Annotated in this window: 17 protein-coding genes and 2 pseudogenes; 3 read left to right on the top strand and 16 right to left on the bottom strand. The window is 32.9% G+C overall.

All coding sequences use genetic code 11. The features are described 5' to 3' along the window. Nucleotides 1-163 precede the first annotated feature (163 nt). Nucleotides 164-388, bottom strand: coding sequence for a helix-turn-helix domain-containing protein (locus KA828_RS01840; protein ID WP_000205227.1), 225 nt, complete (start codon nt 386-388; stop codon nt 164-166). A gap of 417 nt (nt 389-805) precedes the next feature. Between KA828_RS01840 and KA828_RS01830 the strand changes: the two are divergent. Then, nucleotides 806-2,107, top strand: a pseudogene (locus tag KA828_RS01830) (ISL3 family transposase). 308 nt (nt 2,108-2,415) lie between these two features. Here the strand turns inward: KA828_RS01830 and lnu(B) are convergent. The 14 genes and pseudogenes from lnu(B) to KA828_RS01765 all read right to left on the bottom strand — a co-directional run bounded on the left by lnu(B) (nt 2,416) and on the right by KA828_RS01765 (nt 13,290). Beyond that, nucleotides 2,416-3,219: a lincosamide nucleotidyltransferase Lnu(B) gene (gene lnu(B), locus KA828_RS01825; protein WP_002294514.1), complete on the bottom strand. Its 804-nt coding sequence runs from the start codon at nt 3,217-3,219 to the stop codon at nt 2,416-2,418. A gap of 53 nt (nt 3,220-3,272) precedes the next feature. Continuing rightward, nucleotides 3,273-4,757, bottom strand: coding sequence for an ABC-F type ribosomal protection protein Lsa(E) (lsa(E), locus tag KA828_RS01820; protein ID WP_002294513.1), 1,485 nt, complete (start codon nt 4,755-4,757; stop codon nt 3,273-3,275). Nucleotides 4,758-5,199: 442 nt separating this feature from the next. Beyond that, the gene (locus KA828_RS01815; RefSeq protein WP_088186203.1) at nt 5,200-5,778 is read right to left on the bottom strand and encodes a recombinase zinc beta ribbon domain-containing protein; all 579 of its coding nucleotides are present in this window, start codon (nt 5,776-5,778) and stop codon (nt 5,200-5,202) included. Nucleotides 5,779-6,354: 576 nt separating this feature from the next. Beyond that, a complete protein-coding gene (locus tag KA828_RS01810; protein ID WP_002294510.1) occupies nt 6,355-6,606 on the bottom strand; it encodes a hypothetical protein in 252 nt (83 codons plus the stop codon). A gap of 217 nt (nt 6,607-6,823) precedes the next feature. After that, nucleotides 6,824-7,633: an ANT(9) family aminoglycoside nucleotidyltransferase Spw gene (locus KA828_RS01805; RefSeq protein ID WP_002294509.1), complete on the bottom strand. Its 810-nt coding sequence runs from the start codon at nt 7,631-7,633 to the stop codon at nt 6,824-6,826. A 131-nt stretch (nt 7,634-7,764) separates the two neighbouring features. Continuing rightward, on the bottom strand, nt 7,765-8,292 hold the full coding sequence (locus tag KA828_RS01800) for a phosphoribosyltransferase family protein (RefSeq protein ID WP_002294507.1): 528 nt from the start codon (nt 8,290-8,292) through the stop codon (nt 7,765-7,767). 43 nt (nt 8,293-8,335) lie between these two features. Beyond that, entirely contained in the window at nt 8,336-9,199 is an 864-nt protein-coding gene (locus KA828_RS01795) for an aminoglycoside nucleotidyltransferase ANT(6)-Ia (protein ID WP_002294505.1), read from the bottom strand. A 15-nt stretch (nt 9,200-9,214) separates the two neighbouring features. Further along, nucleotides 9,215-9,358 carry a topoisomerase DNA-binding C4 zinc finger domain-containing protein gene (locus tag KA828_RS01790; protein WP_080308150.1) on the bottom strand — a complete coding sequence of 48 codons (144 nt, stop codon included), beginning with the start codon at nt 9,356-9,358 and terminating at the stop codon, nt 9,215-9,217. A 145-nt stretch (nt 9,359-9,503) separates the two neighbouring features. Further along, entirely contained in the window at nt 9,504-10,241 is a 738-nt protein-coding gene (gene erm(B) / locus KA828_RS01785) for a 23S rRNA (adenine(2058)-N(6))-methyltransferase Erm(B) (protein ID WP_002292226.1), read from the bottom strand. A gap of 124 nt (nt 10,242-10,365) precedes the next feature. After that, nucleotides 10,366-10,449, bottom strand: a complete 84-nt coding sequence (locus KA828_RS01780) for a 23S rRNA methyltransferase attenuation leader peptide (protein WP_001814874.1) — start codon at nt 10,447-10,449, stop codon at nt 10,366-10,368. Nucleotides 10,450-10,497: 48 nt separating this feature from the next. Next, nucleotides 10,498-10,581 (bottom strand): annotated as a pseudogene (locus tag KA828_RS13265) (MLS leader peptide); the annotation flags it as partial. A gap of 240 nt (nt 10,582-10,821) precedes the next feature. Further along, on the bottom strand, nt 10,822-12,297 hold the full coding sequence (locus tag KA828_RS01775; protein WP_012655884.1) for a bifunctional aminoglycoside N-acetyltransferase AAC(6')-Ie/aminoglycoside O-phosphotransferase APH(2'')-Ia: 1,476 nt from the start codon (nt 12,295-12,297) through the stop codon (nt 10,822-10,824). After that, nucleotides 12,298-12,531: a GNAT family N-acetyltransferase gene (locus KA828_RS01770; RefSeq protein ID WP_025904407.1), complete on the bottom strand. Its 234-nt coding sequence runs from the start codon at nt 12,529-12,531 to the stop codon at nt 12,298-12,300. 78 nt (nt 12,532-12,609) lie between these two features. Beyond that, nucleotides 12,610-13,290 (bottom strand): IS6-like element IS1216 family transposase, encoded by a 681-nt coding sequence (locus tag KA828_RS01765; RefSeq protein ID WP_001015311.1) that lies wholly within the window; start codon nt 13,288-13,290, stop codon nt 12,610-12,612. An 83-nt stretch (nt 13,291-13,373) separates the two neighbouring features. On the opposite strand from KA828_RS01765, the gene KA828_RS01760 reads away from it, so the two are divergent. Next, on the top strand, nt 13,374-13,646 hold the full coding sequence (locus KA828_RS01760; protein WP_025906309.1) for an LPD11 domain-containing protein: 273 nt from the start codon (nt 13,374-13,376) through the stop codon (nt 13,644-13,646). Nucleotides 13,647-13,733: 87 nt separating this feature from the next. Beyond that, entirely contained in the window at nt 13,734-13,973 is a 240-nt protein-coding gene (locus KA828_RS01755; RefSeq protein ID WP_223197236.1) for a hypothetical protein, read from the top strand. Between the two features lie 27 nt (nt 13,974-14,000). Here the strand turns inward: KA828_RS01755 and KA828_RS01750 are convergent, their stop codons facing one another. Further along, nucleotides 14,001-14,612, bottom strand: coding sequence for a recombinase family protein (locus KA828_RS01750; RefSeq protein WP_012655888.1), 612 nt, complete (start codon nt 14,610-14,612; stop codon nt 14,001-14,003). Nucleotides 14,613-14,975 lie beyond the last annotated feature (363 nt).

Below are 14,975 nucleotides of genomic sequence, written 5' to 3'. Positions count from 1 at the left end.
AACAGAACCGAACAAAACATAATTGACGAGATTAAACGCCTTGCACTCAAGAATAAAAGAAATAGTATTGCTACAATTCATAGAAAACCTTCTATAAAAGGCAAAGATGATAATTTCTCTGTTACTATTTGAATAACATTACCTACCATATAAACATCCTCCTTTATTCGTTAGATATTTTTATTTCTTCTCCATCTGGTAAAATAAATGCCTGCACAAACTTGACACCTAGCACATCAGCAATGGCCTTCAACTCATCCAAGGTTACTGTTTCTCGTTGTAATTTTTTATTGAAATTCTGTGGAGTCTGGCCAATACGTCTAGCAAGTTCGGAAACACTTATATTCATTTGCTCACACAGTTCTTTAATCATTTCTGCCGTAGTCATACAGCACCTCCAAGTTTACGCTAAGAATATTGTAAACCATTTGATTGATAAACACAATAGTTATTAAAATATTATTATAATCAGCAAGCAAAAGAAAACCCACAACTCTACTGTAGAGTCATGGGCTATTTACTTTGGGTTTTTATATTTCCATTTCGATGCCAGATTTGAAGACTATGACGAAGTGGTCTTCATACACTGTAACGCTCTGGATTATCTTCCTTACAAGCTTATCATCATATTCTAAGGTGCGGAATTTGTTTTTGCGGATAAATTCAGGCTCTATAATTTATAGAACTGATGAATCATTTTTTGATTCATCAGTTCTATTTTAGTTTATTTAAGTAGAAAAGCATGTCGTCTATCTAGTAAAATTAAAGTACCAACCAAAATCTTAAATAGAAAGGACGACATGTCATGACTAATCATATCAAAAAAATGTTGCGAATTAAAGAAAGATTTAAATTTAACTTGTGTTGAAGAAGGAAAATACAAAGGTGTGAACACATTAATTATCACTGGTACCTACTCACCTAAGCTTACGGCCTGTAAGTATTGTCAGTCTCATGCGAACGATGCAGATGAAAAGAAAACCATTGTAAAAAATGGGAAAAAAGAAGTGACAATTCGTTTGGAATCATATCAAAATATTCCAACTATTTTAAAGCTAAAAAAACAACGATATTTTTGTAAAAACTGCCATCAACATTGGACAACTCAATGTTCTATCGTTGAAGAAAATTGTTTTATTAGTCGATTCATGACATTTAGAATACTAGAATTATTAACTCAAAAAATATCAATGACCGTTATCGCTAAGATATGTCATGTATCACTCACAACCGTTATAAGGGTCCTTAAATCTGTTGAAAAACATTTACCTGAAACGCTTAAACCACGCTCTTTTCCAAAAGTTCTAATGGTTGATGAATTCAGATCTCATGCCACCTATGAAGATAAAATGAGTTTTATTTGTGCCAATGGTGAAACCGGTGAACTGGTTGATGTTCTTCCTAGTCGTAGACTTGATAAACTAATGAATTACTTCAATCGTTCTCCCAAGGAGAAACGAGAACAGGTAAAATTTCTAGTGACAGATATGAATGCGGCTTATTTTCAGTTAACTAAAAAAATCTTTCCTTGTGCAGCTTTAGTCATTGATAGGTTTCATATCGTTAAACACTTAAACCAAGCTTTTAATGACTTTAGAGTCAGGGAAATGAAAGCATTAATAAAGAATCACCAGCGTTCTGAAGCCAATAAGCTAAAAGTAAATTGGAAATACCTATTAAAGAATCAAATGACTGTTTCTAGTTCAGAATATAAAAATTGGAGAAGCTTTCCTTCACCTAAGTTTCCCCCTCTAACAGAATCAATGATGATTGATCGTCTTTTATCATTTTCTACAGACTTAAAAGAAGCCTATGGCGTGTTTCAATTATTAACCTATCACTTTAGAAATAAAGATCCAGACTCATTTTTTGATTTATTAAAGAACTTACCGACTACCTTAGATCCACTATTTAAACAGAAGATTGAAAATCTGATTAATTATGAAGAAGGGATTCGTAATGCTTAACGTATAAGTATTCTAACGGAAAAATAGAAGCTAAAAATACTCATATTAAGATATTAAAAAGAGTATCTTATGGCTTCAAATCTTTTAGTAATATGAAGATAAGAATTTTTATGATAAACGACCTTGTCACAATTGAATAACTAAAAAAAGATGATGAATTTGAGAAAATTCTCAAATTCATCATCTTCAATATTTGTCTCATCAGTCCGATTTGACAAAGAGCCCGTTTTTTTATGTTTTCCTTACTTACTTAAAACAGTCACACATTCAATATGGATTGAGAGGACAGAATGAATGTCATTTGTGTATGTCCGTTCTCGGAAACATATCCACGACACTTTTTGCACTATCGGTAGACGGGAACATATCCATAGGCTTCGCTGTTTTTTGAAAAACTGAGGTATGCTGTTAATTTTCAGTACCCAATACTGTGAATAACGTTACTCTCCTATTCACTAATGTAATTCAACAATCTTTCTAAAATGTCATGTGTAACTTTTAAGTTGTATTGTTCAATAAGGTGACTTTGCAAATCCATAACTAATAGCAAAGAATTTTTATAGGCTTCAAATAATTCTACCTTATCTAATCGAGCAGTGGTCTTTGCAAATTTTTTATAATTTTCAAGGCTAATTTCTTTTTCAAGGTTTTTACTCATGTTTAGCCAATTATCAGCATTTTTTTCTGCCATACGTATAAGTTGTAGTGTATTTTTTTGAAGTTGTGATAAGAGTTCTAATGAACGAGCATATTCTCCTCTTTTTAGAACGTTGATTCCCATCAACCATAGATTAGAGAAATTACACAACAAAAAATTAGCATTTTCTTCAGTAAGTCTATTTGGTCTTGCACCACTTATCTCTGATAAATAATTTTCTAATTGCCCTGTTTCATCGTAAATAAGCATAGCCTTCGTATCAGGAATATAACCTGAATCTTTAAACGAGGGGATTATGTTCATATCTTTTTCAGAAAGGAAATGAAATTCCCCACGTATAAGATTATCAAAAATAACTACCTCTGTTCCGTACTCATTTTTATAAAGCATCAAGTACGGAGCTACGTCAAACAACCAGTTGGATGAATCAAAGTTCGAGGTTATACTATCTTTCAAAAATATATAGAACTCTATATCAGAGTATTGGTCACCTTCTCCTTTGGTAAACGATCCATACATCATACAAGCTGTAATTCGTTCATCTGACTCAGTAAGATTCTTAACGTTTGCAATTAATTCTTTTTGTTTTAACATTTCTTCACCCTTTCATGTAAATATCTTTTAGTTATTGTGGCAACTCAAAATCTCTACAAACCTAAATTAATATTTTTCGTACAAATGTTATTGCAAAAAGCATCATCATGCTCCACAAACAATAGTGTAGGACAATATTCCAAAATCATTTTTTCAATTTGGATACGTGAAAAAATATCAATATAGTTCAATGGCTCATCCCATATATACAAATGTGCACTTTCACAAAGGCTTTTAGCAATTAGTACTTTCTTTTTCTGACCAGCACTAAAATCCACCATGTTCTTATCAAACTGCTCTCTATTAAAATCCAGTTTACGAAGAATCGTTTTAAATAGAGTTTCATCGATCTTATTATTATAGGCAAATTCAGATAGATTACCTTTTAAATATGAAGTATCTTGCGAAATATAAGAAATTTTTAGTCCACTTGCTAGCATAAAATTTCCGGTAAATTTAATATCATCTCCATTAATCAATTTTAGGATACTAGACTTACCACTCCCATTTTTTCCGATAATGGCAACTCTATCACCAATATTGACTCTGAAATTAAGATTACTGCATACTTCTTTATCTCCATAAGACAATGATAAATCATTCGCTTCTATTAAGCACTCTTTGTGAAATTCAAGTGGTGAAATTTTTAAGTCATCATATTGTTCAATGTTGTGGAGCAGTTCTGATTTTTGTAAAACGGCTTCCTGATGTCTTGACTCAATATTTTTGGCACGTTTCATCGCTTTTGCAGCCTTATGTCCAACATAACCCTTATCCAGTTTTGAACCAGAATTTGTTGTTCCATATTTACTTTTTTCTACTTTATTTGACCAGTTTGAACTACGTTTTGCTGCATAAGACAACCTTCCTATTTCTTTAAGGAGTTTCTTGTTTTCTGCCAGTTCAAAATTATCTTGTAACGTTTTGTTCTCCCACCAAGAAGTAAAATTTCCCTTTTGGATTTCGATATTCGTTTTATTGATAGATAGTATATGGTCAACACATTGATCAAGTAAGCTTCTATCATGAGATACCAAAATAAACCCCTTCTTGCGTTTCAAATAGTTTTGCACTACATTACGTGCATCGATGTCAAGATGGTTTGTAGGTTCATCAATAAGCAGGAAACAACTCGCTGTAAGGAATAAAGCTGCAAGAAGGACCTTCGTTTGCTCACCATTTGACAATGTATTAAACGGACGATATAAAGCATCTTCTTGAACATCAAGCAATGATATTTCACGAAAAATCTCCCAATCCATACATTCCGTACAAATACTCTTCATTACTTCAATTGTATATAGACTCTTATCTTCCACATCATAAGGAAAATACTCAAACTTAACTGTAGAACTTATATTGCCGGAATACGCATATTTGCCAAGCAGTAAATTTAAGAAAGTAGTTTTACCGCGTCCGTTTCTTCCAATAAAACCGAGTTTCCAATCTGTATCTATCTGAAAACTTACATTTTCAAAAATATTGTCATAACTTCCTTCATATGAAAAAGTTAGATTTGAAACATTTATTAAGGACATATATTTCTTCCTCCTTTACATTATAAAAATTTTATAAGCAAAGTCGGTTTTCGGCATTAATTACTCTATAATGTTATCCAACTCTGCAAGGATTTTGTCATGAATGACATAGTATCATTGTCTATCACGTTTATCTTCCTTTCTTTTACAAATATTAAAAGCCGCAAGAAAGTAAATTCTTACGGCTCAAAAACAAATACTATTATTACCTTTTGTTATACATAACATAAGGTTACTGTAATGTATTATTGAGTGTAGAATACTTAACTTTCTTGCAATTTGCATAACAAAACAAACGGTTCTATAGCCGTTTCTTTAAATATCTTATTATGCATCATATAATTAGCAAGAAAAGTTATACATTCTTCCACCTCCAAGTCGTTTTATTATATCATATTATCTTTAAAAATCCAATATAATTCTTCTGTTCTCTTTCTAAAGATTACCCTTCTACATCAATCTCGACTCCTGATTTGAATTCAACGGCGAACTTATCATGAAATACCGTAACTTTTTCTATAAGCCTCCTTACTAACTGCTCATCATATTCCTCTAACTCACAGGATTGTTCATTAAAGAAATCAGTCATTTCAGCGATTCGTTGCCTTTTTCCTTCACGCTCTGCATTTTCAACAAGTGCATTTTGCTTCAATTCTCGAAGGTGGTAGATTTCATCAGCCACATCTTCATAGTCATTCTTGGATTTTGCTTGGATAAGAAGCTGTTGTTGTAATTCTTCCAATTTGCTATCAATATCATTGGTGGCATTATCATTTTCTTCATTAAGTATAGTAGCTATGTTTTTCTGCAACGCCTGGAGGAAGGGTTCTTTGTTAGCCAAAAGTTCGTTAATAGCCTTGACCACTGCTGTCTGCAATGTTTCCTCGTTTATGGTAGGGGCAGTACATTCAGATCCTTTTTCCTCCAAACGGCTGACGCATCTCCAAACAATAGACTTGTAACCTCGGTTATTCCAGTGTACCCGGCGGTAAATATCACCGCACTGGCGAGCAAACTGCAACTGCAACTATGCAGGCACTTAATCTTAAAAGAACTACTTTCTATAAACTGGTGAAGGAAGTGATTGTATGATGACGATGTGTCCACGATGTTTAGAGCTATACAGTGAAATTTGGTCGAAGCCTTGTTGTAAATGCGCCGATAAGACCATTCCTGTTGATATTGAACTCATCAATGTCGTTCAGATGCTGCTCACTAGAGGCTTCGATGTATCTTATGCCACTTGTTACCCAGATAAAGAACAAGGTGAGATCGAAGCTATGGAAATTGAGATTCACTTTAGGGAATTGTATCCGTAGGCTCTCTTTGATGGTCTCCCACCTGACTGGATTGTAATTGACGAATACCCAGTTCTTGGCGGTAAGGTTCTTGATGAACCTGTTGATATCCTTACATGTGCAATCGAATATCGATTTGAAGAGAGCATCCATATTCAAAAGGATATCGCTATAAGCAATCTGGAAACATGGCTCGAAGAGAAAGACCCGCAATCTTGTAGGGCTATCCTTACATTGGCCGGCTTCTGAAAAAGTAAGACCCTCTCAACAGTAATGATCTGCTGAAAGGGTACTTTACTTTAATCTATGACCTTGAAGTGCCTTAATGCGTCTTTAATAGCTTCTACTTTATATTCTGGTGCTGGTTTATATGGGCGTTTTAGTTCTTCAACTGCGTTTGGTGCGTCGTACATCGGCAGGCCTAAGTTTCTTTTGACCTCTGCAATGTTTGCAGTGTGAACTTTGAAGCCGTACTTTTCTTCGATATACTCCTGAATAAGCCTGTAGGTGATACGATCTGGCTGGATTTTTCGGTCGTCTGCGTACTCCATTTTTACACTGATAAAATCGTCTGCACTTTTGTGGGACAATAAAACACACGTCTCAACGTGGCTCTAGTTGATGGCATTGATGTCTTAAGCTGATTTTTAACCCTTTCGTTCGCGGGAACGTATCAACGGTATTTTGATTATTTTTTAAGAAACTGATATATGGGGGAACATATCGAAGCAATCAATAATGCACATTAACAACTAGTCTTTGTTATATTTAAACTATTCGAAAAGGTAATTGGATATTAAGGGAAGACTCTATAGACTTTTTCATATGATTAACGAGTTCAGCCACCTCAGATTCCATTCCTTCCCACTTGTCAACACACTCTCCTAAATAAGCCTCTCTCGCTTTGTTGAGTAAAGTAGCATGCTCATCGGGTAATTGAGGTATCGCCCATTCAGCTGCCAGATCTTTTGAGCGAATTTCACCAGTAGATGCTGTCAGCCACATTCTGGCTAAAGTTAAAATCACATTGCGTTCGTCACCGTTAATGCTAGCTATCAACCCGGGCAACGATTCTTTAATTGCTTTTCGAATATCTGTCATTGGCACAGGCTCAATTACTTCTGTTGCCTTTGGTCCCAAAAGGTTAATACTATTTTTTCTTAGTTGTGCTAAAAGTATTGCTAAATCCGGATCATAAGTCGACTCAGGAATTTCTCCCTTTTCAAACTGCTCTCTTAGCCACTCGCCATACATAAATTCATATTTGGGGGGGAAATGCCAAGGGACAATATCCTTTTGATTTATGACCGTAACTTCAAGAGGCCTCATATCTTTTATGTTTCCTATTTTCCCAGATATAAGCATTAACCTATTTGTAAGATTCCTTCGAGTTTTTTCAGATAAACTTTGATTTGTTATTACCAAAATATCTACATCGCTATTCATACGTAAACCACCCATTACTGCCGAACCATACAAATACACCCCAATTAACATATTATCAAGTAGTTCCGCTATAGTTTTTAATGCTTGAATTGCTTCTTTCGGAATTTTTTTGTTACTTAAATCTATACTCAACTTCGATCTCCTTTCGTCTGAAAACTGTTTTTTAACGCCTCTTAAAATTTATAAAAAAAGAGTAAACATCTTTCGTTGTATTGTAAATTAACGCCATCCAAAATTTTGATTCAAGATTTTCTTTCGGTTTATTATATGTTTGAGCCAATATAAGCTACAAAACTGCTGTCTATCCATTTTTGAGTAACCTCATTTATATCAATCCCAATAGTAGCCAACCCAATAATGCTGCAATCCAATTTCTCTAACAAAGCTATTAAAGCCTTCATTTGAGAACCTGTCTCTATCCAATCATCTACAATCAAAACTCTTTTGTTCCTCACAATAGAACTCTTAGATATTTCAAAGCTTTTATCTTGACCTGAATAGTCGGTAAAATGTGTCGAAATAATCTCTTCTTTTGCGTATGGCAGCTTATCACCTTTTCTTACTCCAATAAACCCCACTCCAAGTTCTTTGGCTATGGCAGTGCCTAGTATCCATCCAATTGCTTCTGGGGCAGCCACATAATCTACTTTATTTTGAAAATCCAATGATAGTACTTTTACAATTTTATCAAAAACGGTTTTATGTGTAAAAATAGTTAGTAAATCATATTTTCCAATTGAGTTACGAGGTAATATACCTCTAATTTCATTTATAACATCAGTACTTTCCATACATTTACACCCCTTGCTTATGGTTAATAATCTTTGCTAATCTTTAAAAATAGTCATTTTCAACATATTTTTTATACATGTCCTCGGTATATCTTGTTATGTTCTTACCATACTCTGGATAATCAAACCCCAGTAGTTCTGCTACCTCTTTGGACACTTCCCTGAACAATTGGTGGCATATAAATAATGACTTCCAAATATTTTCATAGGAATCCATGCGATATGTAGATAATAATCTATTCCATAGATCTTCATCAATGTATTTGTTAATATACTTATAATTTTTCCCAACACTTAATGAAAATTCTGTCTTTATCCCAACCTTCCACGACATCATCCTAAGTAGTTCAAACCGTAGAATCTGGTTCAGATGATCGATTGCAAACAGTATCTCTTTGCGGCACAATCCTTTAATAACATAAGGTGTTACATTCCAAAATTCATTGCAGCAATCATCATACTCCCTTGCGCTTGGCTTTCTTACATGATAATCTATATCAGTCGGAACTATGTCCCTTTTAATTCTACAATCTTTATCAATTAGAACCTTTATTAATTTATCGCCCTTTAGGTAATTATCTAACTCTTCCAAGGGCAATAAGGTAAGATCAATTTTATTGTAATCATCAAATAGCATAAGATAGGAAAATCCCTTTTCTTCAGGTGGGAATAATTCCATATCCTCCGGCTTTTGCATCATTATTATATTCCCAAATTGATTAAGCCAGTCATCATTAGATATAAACGGTTCTATATCACTTACAAAATATGTAATATCATAATCCTGAAATTCATCTTTAGGTATATTAATATTTGCGCGTGACCCCTCAAGGGTCACAATTCGAATACGTTCATCCTGTTCTGCTAAAGAAAGTACTAAATCCATCATTTCTTTTTCTGATCTCATTTACATACTCCTCGTTTATTTTTTCTTTCTAAAATGTTCAGCTAAAGTAAACTTACATTCAGGATAATTTGAACAACCATAAAACGATTTTTTTAATACAATATTGTTGCCACACTTAGGACATTTTCCTACAAGGGGTCCCGAGCGCTTAGTGGGAATTTGTACCCCTTATCGATACAAATTCCCCGTAGGCGCTAGGGACCTCTTTAGCTCCTTGGAAGCTGTCAGTAGTATACCTAATAATTTATCTCCATTCCCTTTAGTAACGTGTAACTTTCCAAATTTAAAAAAGCGACTCATAGAATTATTTCCTCCCGTTAAATAATAGATAACTATTAAAAATAGACAATACTTGCTCATAAGTAACGGTACTTAAATTGTTTACTTTGGCGTGTTTCATTGCTTGATGAAACTGATTTTTAGTAAACAGTTGACGATATTCTCGATTGACCCATTTTGAAACAAAGTACGTATATAGCTTCCAATATTTATCTGGAACATCTGTGGTATGGCGGGTAAGTTTTATTAAGACACTGTTTACTTTTGGTTTAGGATGAAAGCATTCCGCTGGCAGCTTAAGCAATTGCTGAATCGAGACTTGAGTGTGCAAGAGCAACCCTAGTGTTCGGTGAATATCCAAGGTACGCTTGTAGAATCCTTCTTCAACAATCAGATAGATGTCAGACGCATGGCTTTCAAAAACCACTTTTTTAATAATTTGTGTGCTTAAATGGTAAGGAATACTCCCAACAATTTTATACCTCTGTTTGTTAGGGAATTGAAACTGTAGAATATCTTGGTGAATTAAAGTGACACGAGTATTCAGTTTTAATTTTTCTGACGATAAGTTGAATAGATGACTGTCTAATTCAATAGACGTTACCTGTTTACTTATTTTAGCCAGTTTCGTCGTTAAATGCCCTTTACCTGTTCCAATTTCGTAAACGGTATCGGTTTCTTTTAAATTCAATTGTTTTATTATTTGGTTGAGTACTTTTTCACTCGTTAAAAAGTTTTGAGAATATTTTATATTTTTGTTCATGTAATCACTCCTGAAGTGATTACATCTATAAATAAATACAGAAGTTAAACGATTTGTTTGTAATTTTAGTTATCTGTTTAAAAAGTCATAAGATTAGTCACTGGTAGGAATTAATCTAACGTATTTATTTATCTGCGTAATCACTGTTTTTAGTCTGTTTCAAAACAGTAGATGTTTTATCTACATTACGCATTTGGAATACCAACATGACGAATCCCTCCTTCTTAATTACAAATTTTTAGCATCTAATTTAACTTCAATTCCTATTATACAAAATTTTAAGATAATGCACTATCAACACACTCTTAAGTTTGCTTCTAAGTCTTATTTCCATAACTTTAGGGTTAACCATACGCAAGACCAATCACTCTCGGACAATACTCATGATTTTAATGATAAAATCCATGTTAAACCCATAGATAAGAAATACACCTGCAATAACCGTTACCTGTTTGTGCCAATTTAAAAATGCACCACTTTTTTATAATTAAAACGGTTGAAAACTGTACCACTAATAACTCACAATAGAGAGATGTCACCGTCAAGTTAAATGTACAAAATAACAGCGAAATTTTTAAATCTATTTCTTATCGATACAAATTTCTCGTAGGCGCTCGGGACCCCTATAAGTCCTTTTATAAATTTCTTTTCTACCATTTTCGATAAATTCCTGTTTAATATTTTTAATTCCATAAACAATAGTTTCAATAGGATAATATTCTTCAACTATATCTTGATATTCTTTTGCTTTCTCAATATCTATATTTCCATACATTCTTAATATATCTTCTCCAAAATTTGTTCCTATTTCTTCTTCACTATCTTCAAGTAAGTATATAAAATCACAATATTCATCTATAATTCCAGAATCTCCAAAATCAATTATTCCAGTTAATCTATTATTGCCATCTAACAATAGATGATTACAACTAAAATCATTATGGCATAAACACTTTTTACCCTCAAAAACTGTTGTTGCATTTAGTCTTTCCATAAAACTTTCTATATAATCTTTTTCTATATCAGTTAAATCATTATAAATAGTTTCACGCAACAATATATACTCTTCTAATACATTTTGTTTATTATCAATAGTACATTCACTAATATCTGTATAATCTAAACCGTGCATTTGTCTTAAAAAACTGGCAATATCTCGTTTTAACAAATTTTGTTCTTCTTCTGACATAGTAGAATAAATTTCTGGTGTTAAAAAAGTTCCTTTAATTTCTTTATAACCTAGTATAGATAATTCATCACTAATATACGAATATTCAATATTAGGAATTTTTACATTAGTTTCTAAATTTGTATTTAAAAAATTATATATTGCTTTTTCTTTTGCATAACCTTTTTTCTTATTAGTACTAAATTTTGTTTTAAAAATGTATTCATTATTAACTAAATATGCCACACTATCATAACCACTACCGATTATTTCAATACTATCTACTTTGAAATTATCAAAGTAATGCTCAATTAAATATTTCATTGCCTTAACATTTGTGGCATTATCATCATATCTATATTCCATTAAATAACAATCTTCTTTTTTGCCCTCGTGTAATTCATGTTCTGGCAAATCTTCAATAATTCTAAAACCAGATTTTTGGTATGCCCTTATTGCTCTTGGATTATTTTTATGAGGGTCTAAAATAACTGCATTAGCATTTCTTTCTTTTTTCAAAAATTCAAAAATCAATTTAATATATCTTGTACCAATTCCTTTACTCCAATAATTTGGCTCTCCTATAAATTGATCCATACCATAGACTATCTCATCAGTTTTTGGATAATGATAATCAGTATATAACTCATCATACATTTTATATATTTGTCCATATCCAATAGGAACATTGTTATATTCAATAATTACTCTAAAAACTTCATCTTCCCAAGGCTCTGTATAATGTTTTTTTAATGATTCTAATGTATATTTTTTATCTCTACCACCATAAAATTCTAATACTCTTTCATCAGTTAACCATTTTAACATCAAAGGAAAATCATCATCTATTAAAGTTCTTATACATATTTCATTTTCAACTATATTCATTTATTTATCACCTTTTTCATAATCATATACATATACTATTTCATCTTTATAATCATTTTTACCACCTAATTTTTCATATACATGGCAAGCTCTAGGATTACCTTTATCAGTTATTAAAAACATTTCAGAACAACCAATCTCTTTAGAATATTCCTTAATAAAAGATAATAATTTTGAACCATAACCTTTGTCTTGATAGTTAGGTAACATTCCTATTGAGTGTAAATAAAACATTGTTTTTCCATCAGGTCTTAAAAGGGTTCTGTTGCAAAGTTTTAAATAAAGAATAAAATCCCTTACGGTATCTATGATTTAAGCTGGGATTCCCAATAATACCTTGATTTCAGTACAGACCGAAAACCCGAAGAGAGTGCCTTCTTTTCGGGTTTTCTTATATAATCCTCGGATGGCTTCCATGCCTTTAATCGTTGTAGAGGCAGTGCGTAAACTTCGATAGAATTTATTGCGTCTCTTTACTGGACGATGGTCTTGTTCAATCAAATTATTCAGGTATTTAATGGTACGATGTTCTGTCCCTTGATAAAAGCCGTATTCTTTTAGTTTCTTAAAGGCACTTGTAATAGAGGGGGCTTTATCTGTGACTACAACCTTCGGTTCATCAAACTGCTTCACTAACCGCTTAAGAAAAGCATAGGCTGCTTGTGTGTCCCGTTTTTTACGTAACCAAATATCCAAGGTTAAACCATCTGCATCGATGGCTCGATACAAATAATGCCATTTTCCTTTAATTTTGATGTACGTTTCATCCATTTTCCATGAATAAAAGGATTTTTTATTTTTCTTTTTCCAAATTTGATAGAGTAGTTTGCCATATTCTTGCACCCAACGATAAATCGTCGTATGAGAAACGTTAATGCCACGATCATATAAGATTTCTTGAACTTCACGATAGCTAAGGTTATAACGAAGATAGTAGCCCACGGCTACAATAATCACATCCTGCTGAAATTGCTTTCCTTTAAAATGATTCATCGTCATTCCTCCTGCTATCTTTTTCTATTATTCTACCTTATTTGATAGTAGATTTAAAACTTTGCAACAGAACCGAAAATAAAATGTTGTCAAAAAAAGAAAAGAAGAAGCTTCAAGATTTAGTTTCAAACAATTCAAAATTTCATTACATGCTAACAGACCGAGTAAGACAAGACGTAAAATACTATATCGTTCAATGCAAAAGTTTAGAGAAGGCTAAAGAAGGTTTTGAAAAATTATCGTACTTGCTAAGTTTGTTTGAAACTAATGAACGCCCTGAATGGTACACCTTGAGCGATTTAGAAAATGATAAAAAAATGATTGAACTACTAGAAAAACGGTCAGCATATAATTAAAAAAAGAAAGGGAGTTTTAATGTGAACATTCAAACAGTAAATATAGACGGAAATCTGCTGAAAGTAATTAGAGCGAAGTCAACGAAAATGAAAGGAATAGACAATAACAAACCCTATGACTTTGATTTATATGAAATTGAAGCACGCTCACCATTAGCAACAAGAGAATTAAGTTTGATTGTCGATTTTATTAATAAAGAAGTATCAGGCGATATTGTAGCTTTTGGAAGCTGGTACGATTTAGACCAGTCAACCGTAATAGACCTACTAAGACAATTGATAGAAGTCAATCAGCTTTTAAGACCGATAGAATTCATGGCACAATAAAAGCAAGAGGGGCAAATCCTCTTGCTTTTATTGTGCTTGTGTATCGATTTCTCTATATTCATTATACCGTTCTCGGTATCTCTTAAAAGTGGTACGATTAATACCCGTTTTCCCTTCGATAGCCTTATCGCTCAAACCCTCTCTATATAACTCAAAAGCATGCTGTAATCGATCATCATTCAAGCTATATTTGCGTTTTCTTCCTTTATACCTTCCATTTTCTTTAGCAATCTTTATGCCTTGTACCTGTCGCTCTTTAATCTTTTTTCGCTCTGCTTCCGCTTGGTATTTATAAAGTTCAATCACTAGGTTATTGATCAAGCGTCTTAAATTTTCGTCCTCTATCCCATTCATAGAGGGTAGATTTAAGACTTCCAGCGTTGCTCCTTTTTGTTGAATCATATTCATCATATCGGTTAGTTCTTGATTATTCCGGCCTAATCGATCTAACTCTGTGACAACAACAATGTCGCCTTCACGTATATAGTTTAGCATGGCTTCTAAACCATGACGTTCGATAGACTGGCCACTGATTTTATCTGAAAATAGCTTAATAACGCCTGCTAATTTTAACGCTTTAAGTTGTCTGTCTAACTTTTGACCTTTGCTACTCACTCGTGCATAACCTATTTTACTCATGGTTTTAGAACGAACTCCTTCTCTATGTCTTTTTAAATGATTTTTCAGTATGAATCGACCATAGTAATCAAATTTAGAAGTCCATATTTTCTTTTAATCGATAAACTACCCATTACATTCATCTGAAATTGCCTTAGAATCATCCTCTGAGATCTCAAATTTTAGATTTTGTTATTGAACAACTCTATTGAACACTTACAAACCTTATTATATCAAAGACTAATTTCTGTTCAATAGAGTGTACTCTATTGATGCAATAGTAGAAGGCTGATAGAAGCAGTGTTATGGGTGTCTCATAATACTTGTCTCAAAAACGAGGTGATATTTTTCGGAAATTTGGTTATATACGTGTCAGTTCTGCGA

The sequence above is a fragment of the Staphylococcus sp. GDY8P85P genome, from assembly GCF_017892405.1.
Lineage (GTDB): Bacteria > Bacillota > Bacilli > Staphylococcales > Staphylococcaceae > Staphylococcus > Staphylococcus borealis.
This window is presented reverse-complemented; position numbering and strand designations above follow the sequence as displayed.

Coding starts and splice junctions, on each gene's coding strand:
- KA828_RS01840 (WP_000205227.1), bottom strand. CDS start 388: ATGACTACGGCAGAAATGATTAAAGAACTGTGTGAGCAAATGAATATA.
- KA828_RS01810 (WP_002294510.1), bottom strand. CDS start 6,606: ATGGAGTACGCAGACGACCGAAAAATCCAGCCAGATCGTATCACCTAC.
- KA828_RS01800 (WP_002294507.1), bottom strand. CDS start 8,292: ATGGAAAGTACTGATGTTATAAATGAAATTAGAGGTATATTACCTCGT.
- KA828_RS01795 (WP_002294505.1), bottom strand. CDS start 9,199: ATGAGATCAGAAAAAGAAATGATGGATTTAGTACTTTCTTTAGCAGAA.
- KA828_RS01780 (WP_001814874.1), bottom strand. CDS start 10,449: ATGTTGGTATTCCAAATGCGTAATGTAGATAAAACATCTACTGTTTTG.
- KA828_RS01775 (WP_012655884.1), bottom strand. CDS start 12,297: ATGAATATAGTTGAAAATGAAATATGTATAAGAACTTTAATAGATGAT.
- KA828_RS01770 (WP_025904407.1), bottom strand. CDS start 12,531: ATGTTTTATTTACACTCAATAGGAATGTTACCTAACTATCAAGACAAA.
- KA828_RS01765 (WP_001015311.1), bottom strand. CDS start 13,290: ATGAATCATTTTAAAGGAAAGCAATTTCAGCAGGATGTGATTATTGTA.
- KA828_RS01760 (WP_025906309.1), top strand. CDS start 13,374: ATGTTGTCAAAAAAAGAAAAGAAGAAGCTTCAAGATTTAGTTTCAAAC.
- KA828_RS01755 (WP_223197236.1), top strand. CDS start 13,734: ATGAAAGGAATAGACAATAACAAACCCTATGACTTTGATTTATATGAA.
- KA828_RS01750 (WP_012655888.1), bottom strand. CDS start 14,612: ATGAGTAAAATAGGTTATGCACGAGTGAGTAGCAAAGGTCAAAAGTTA.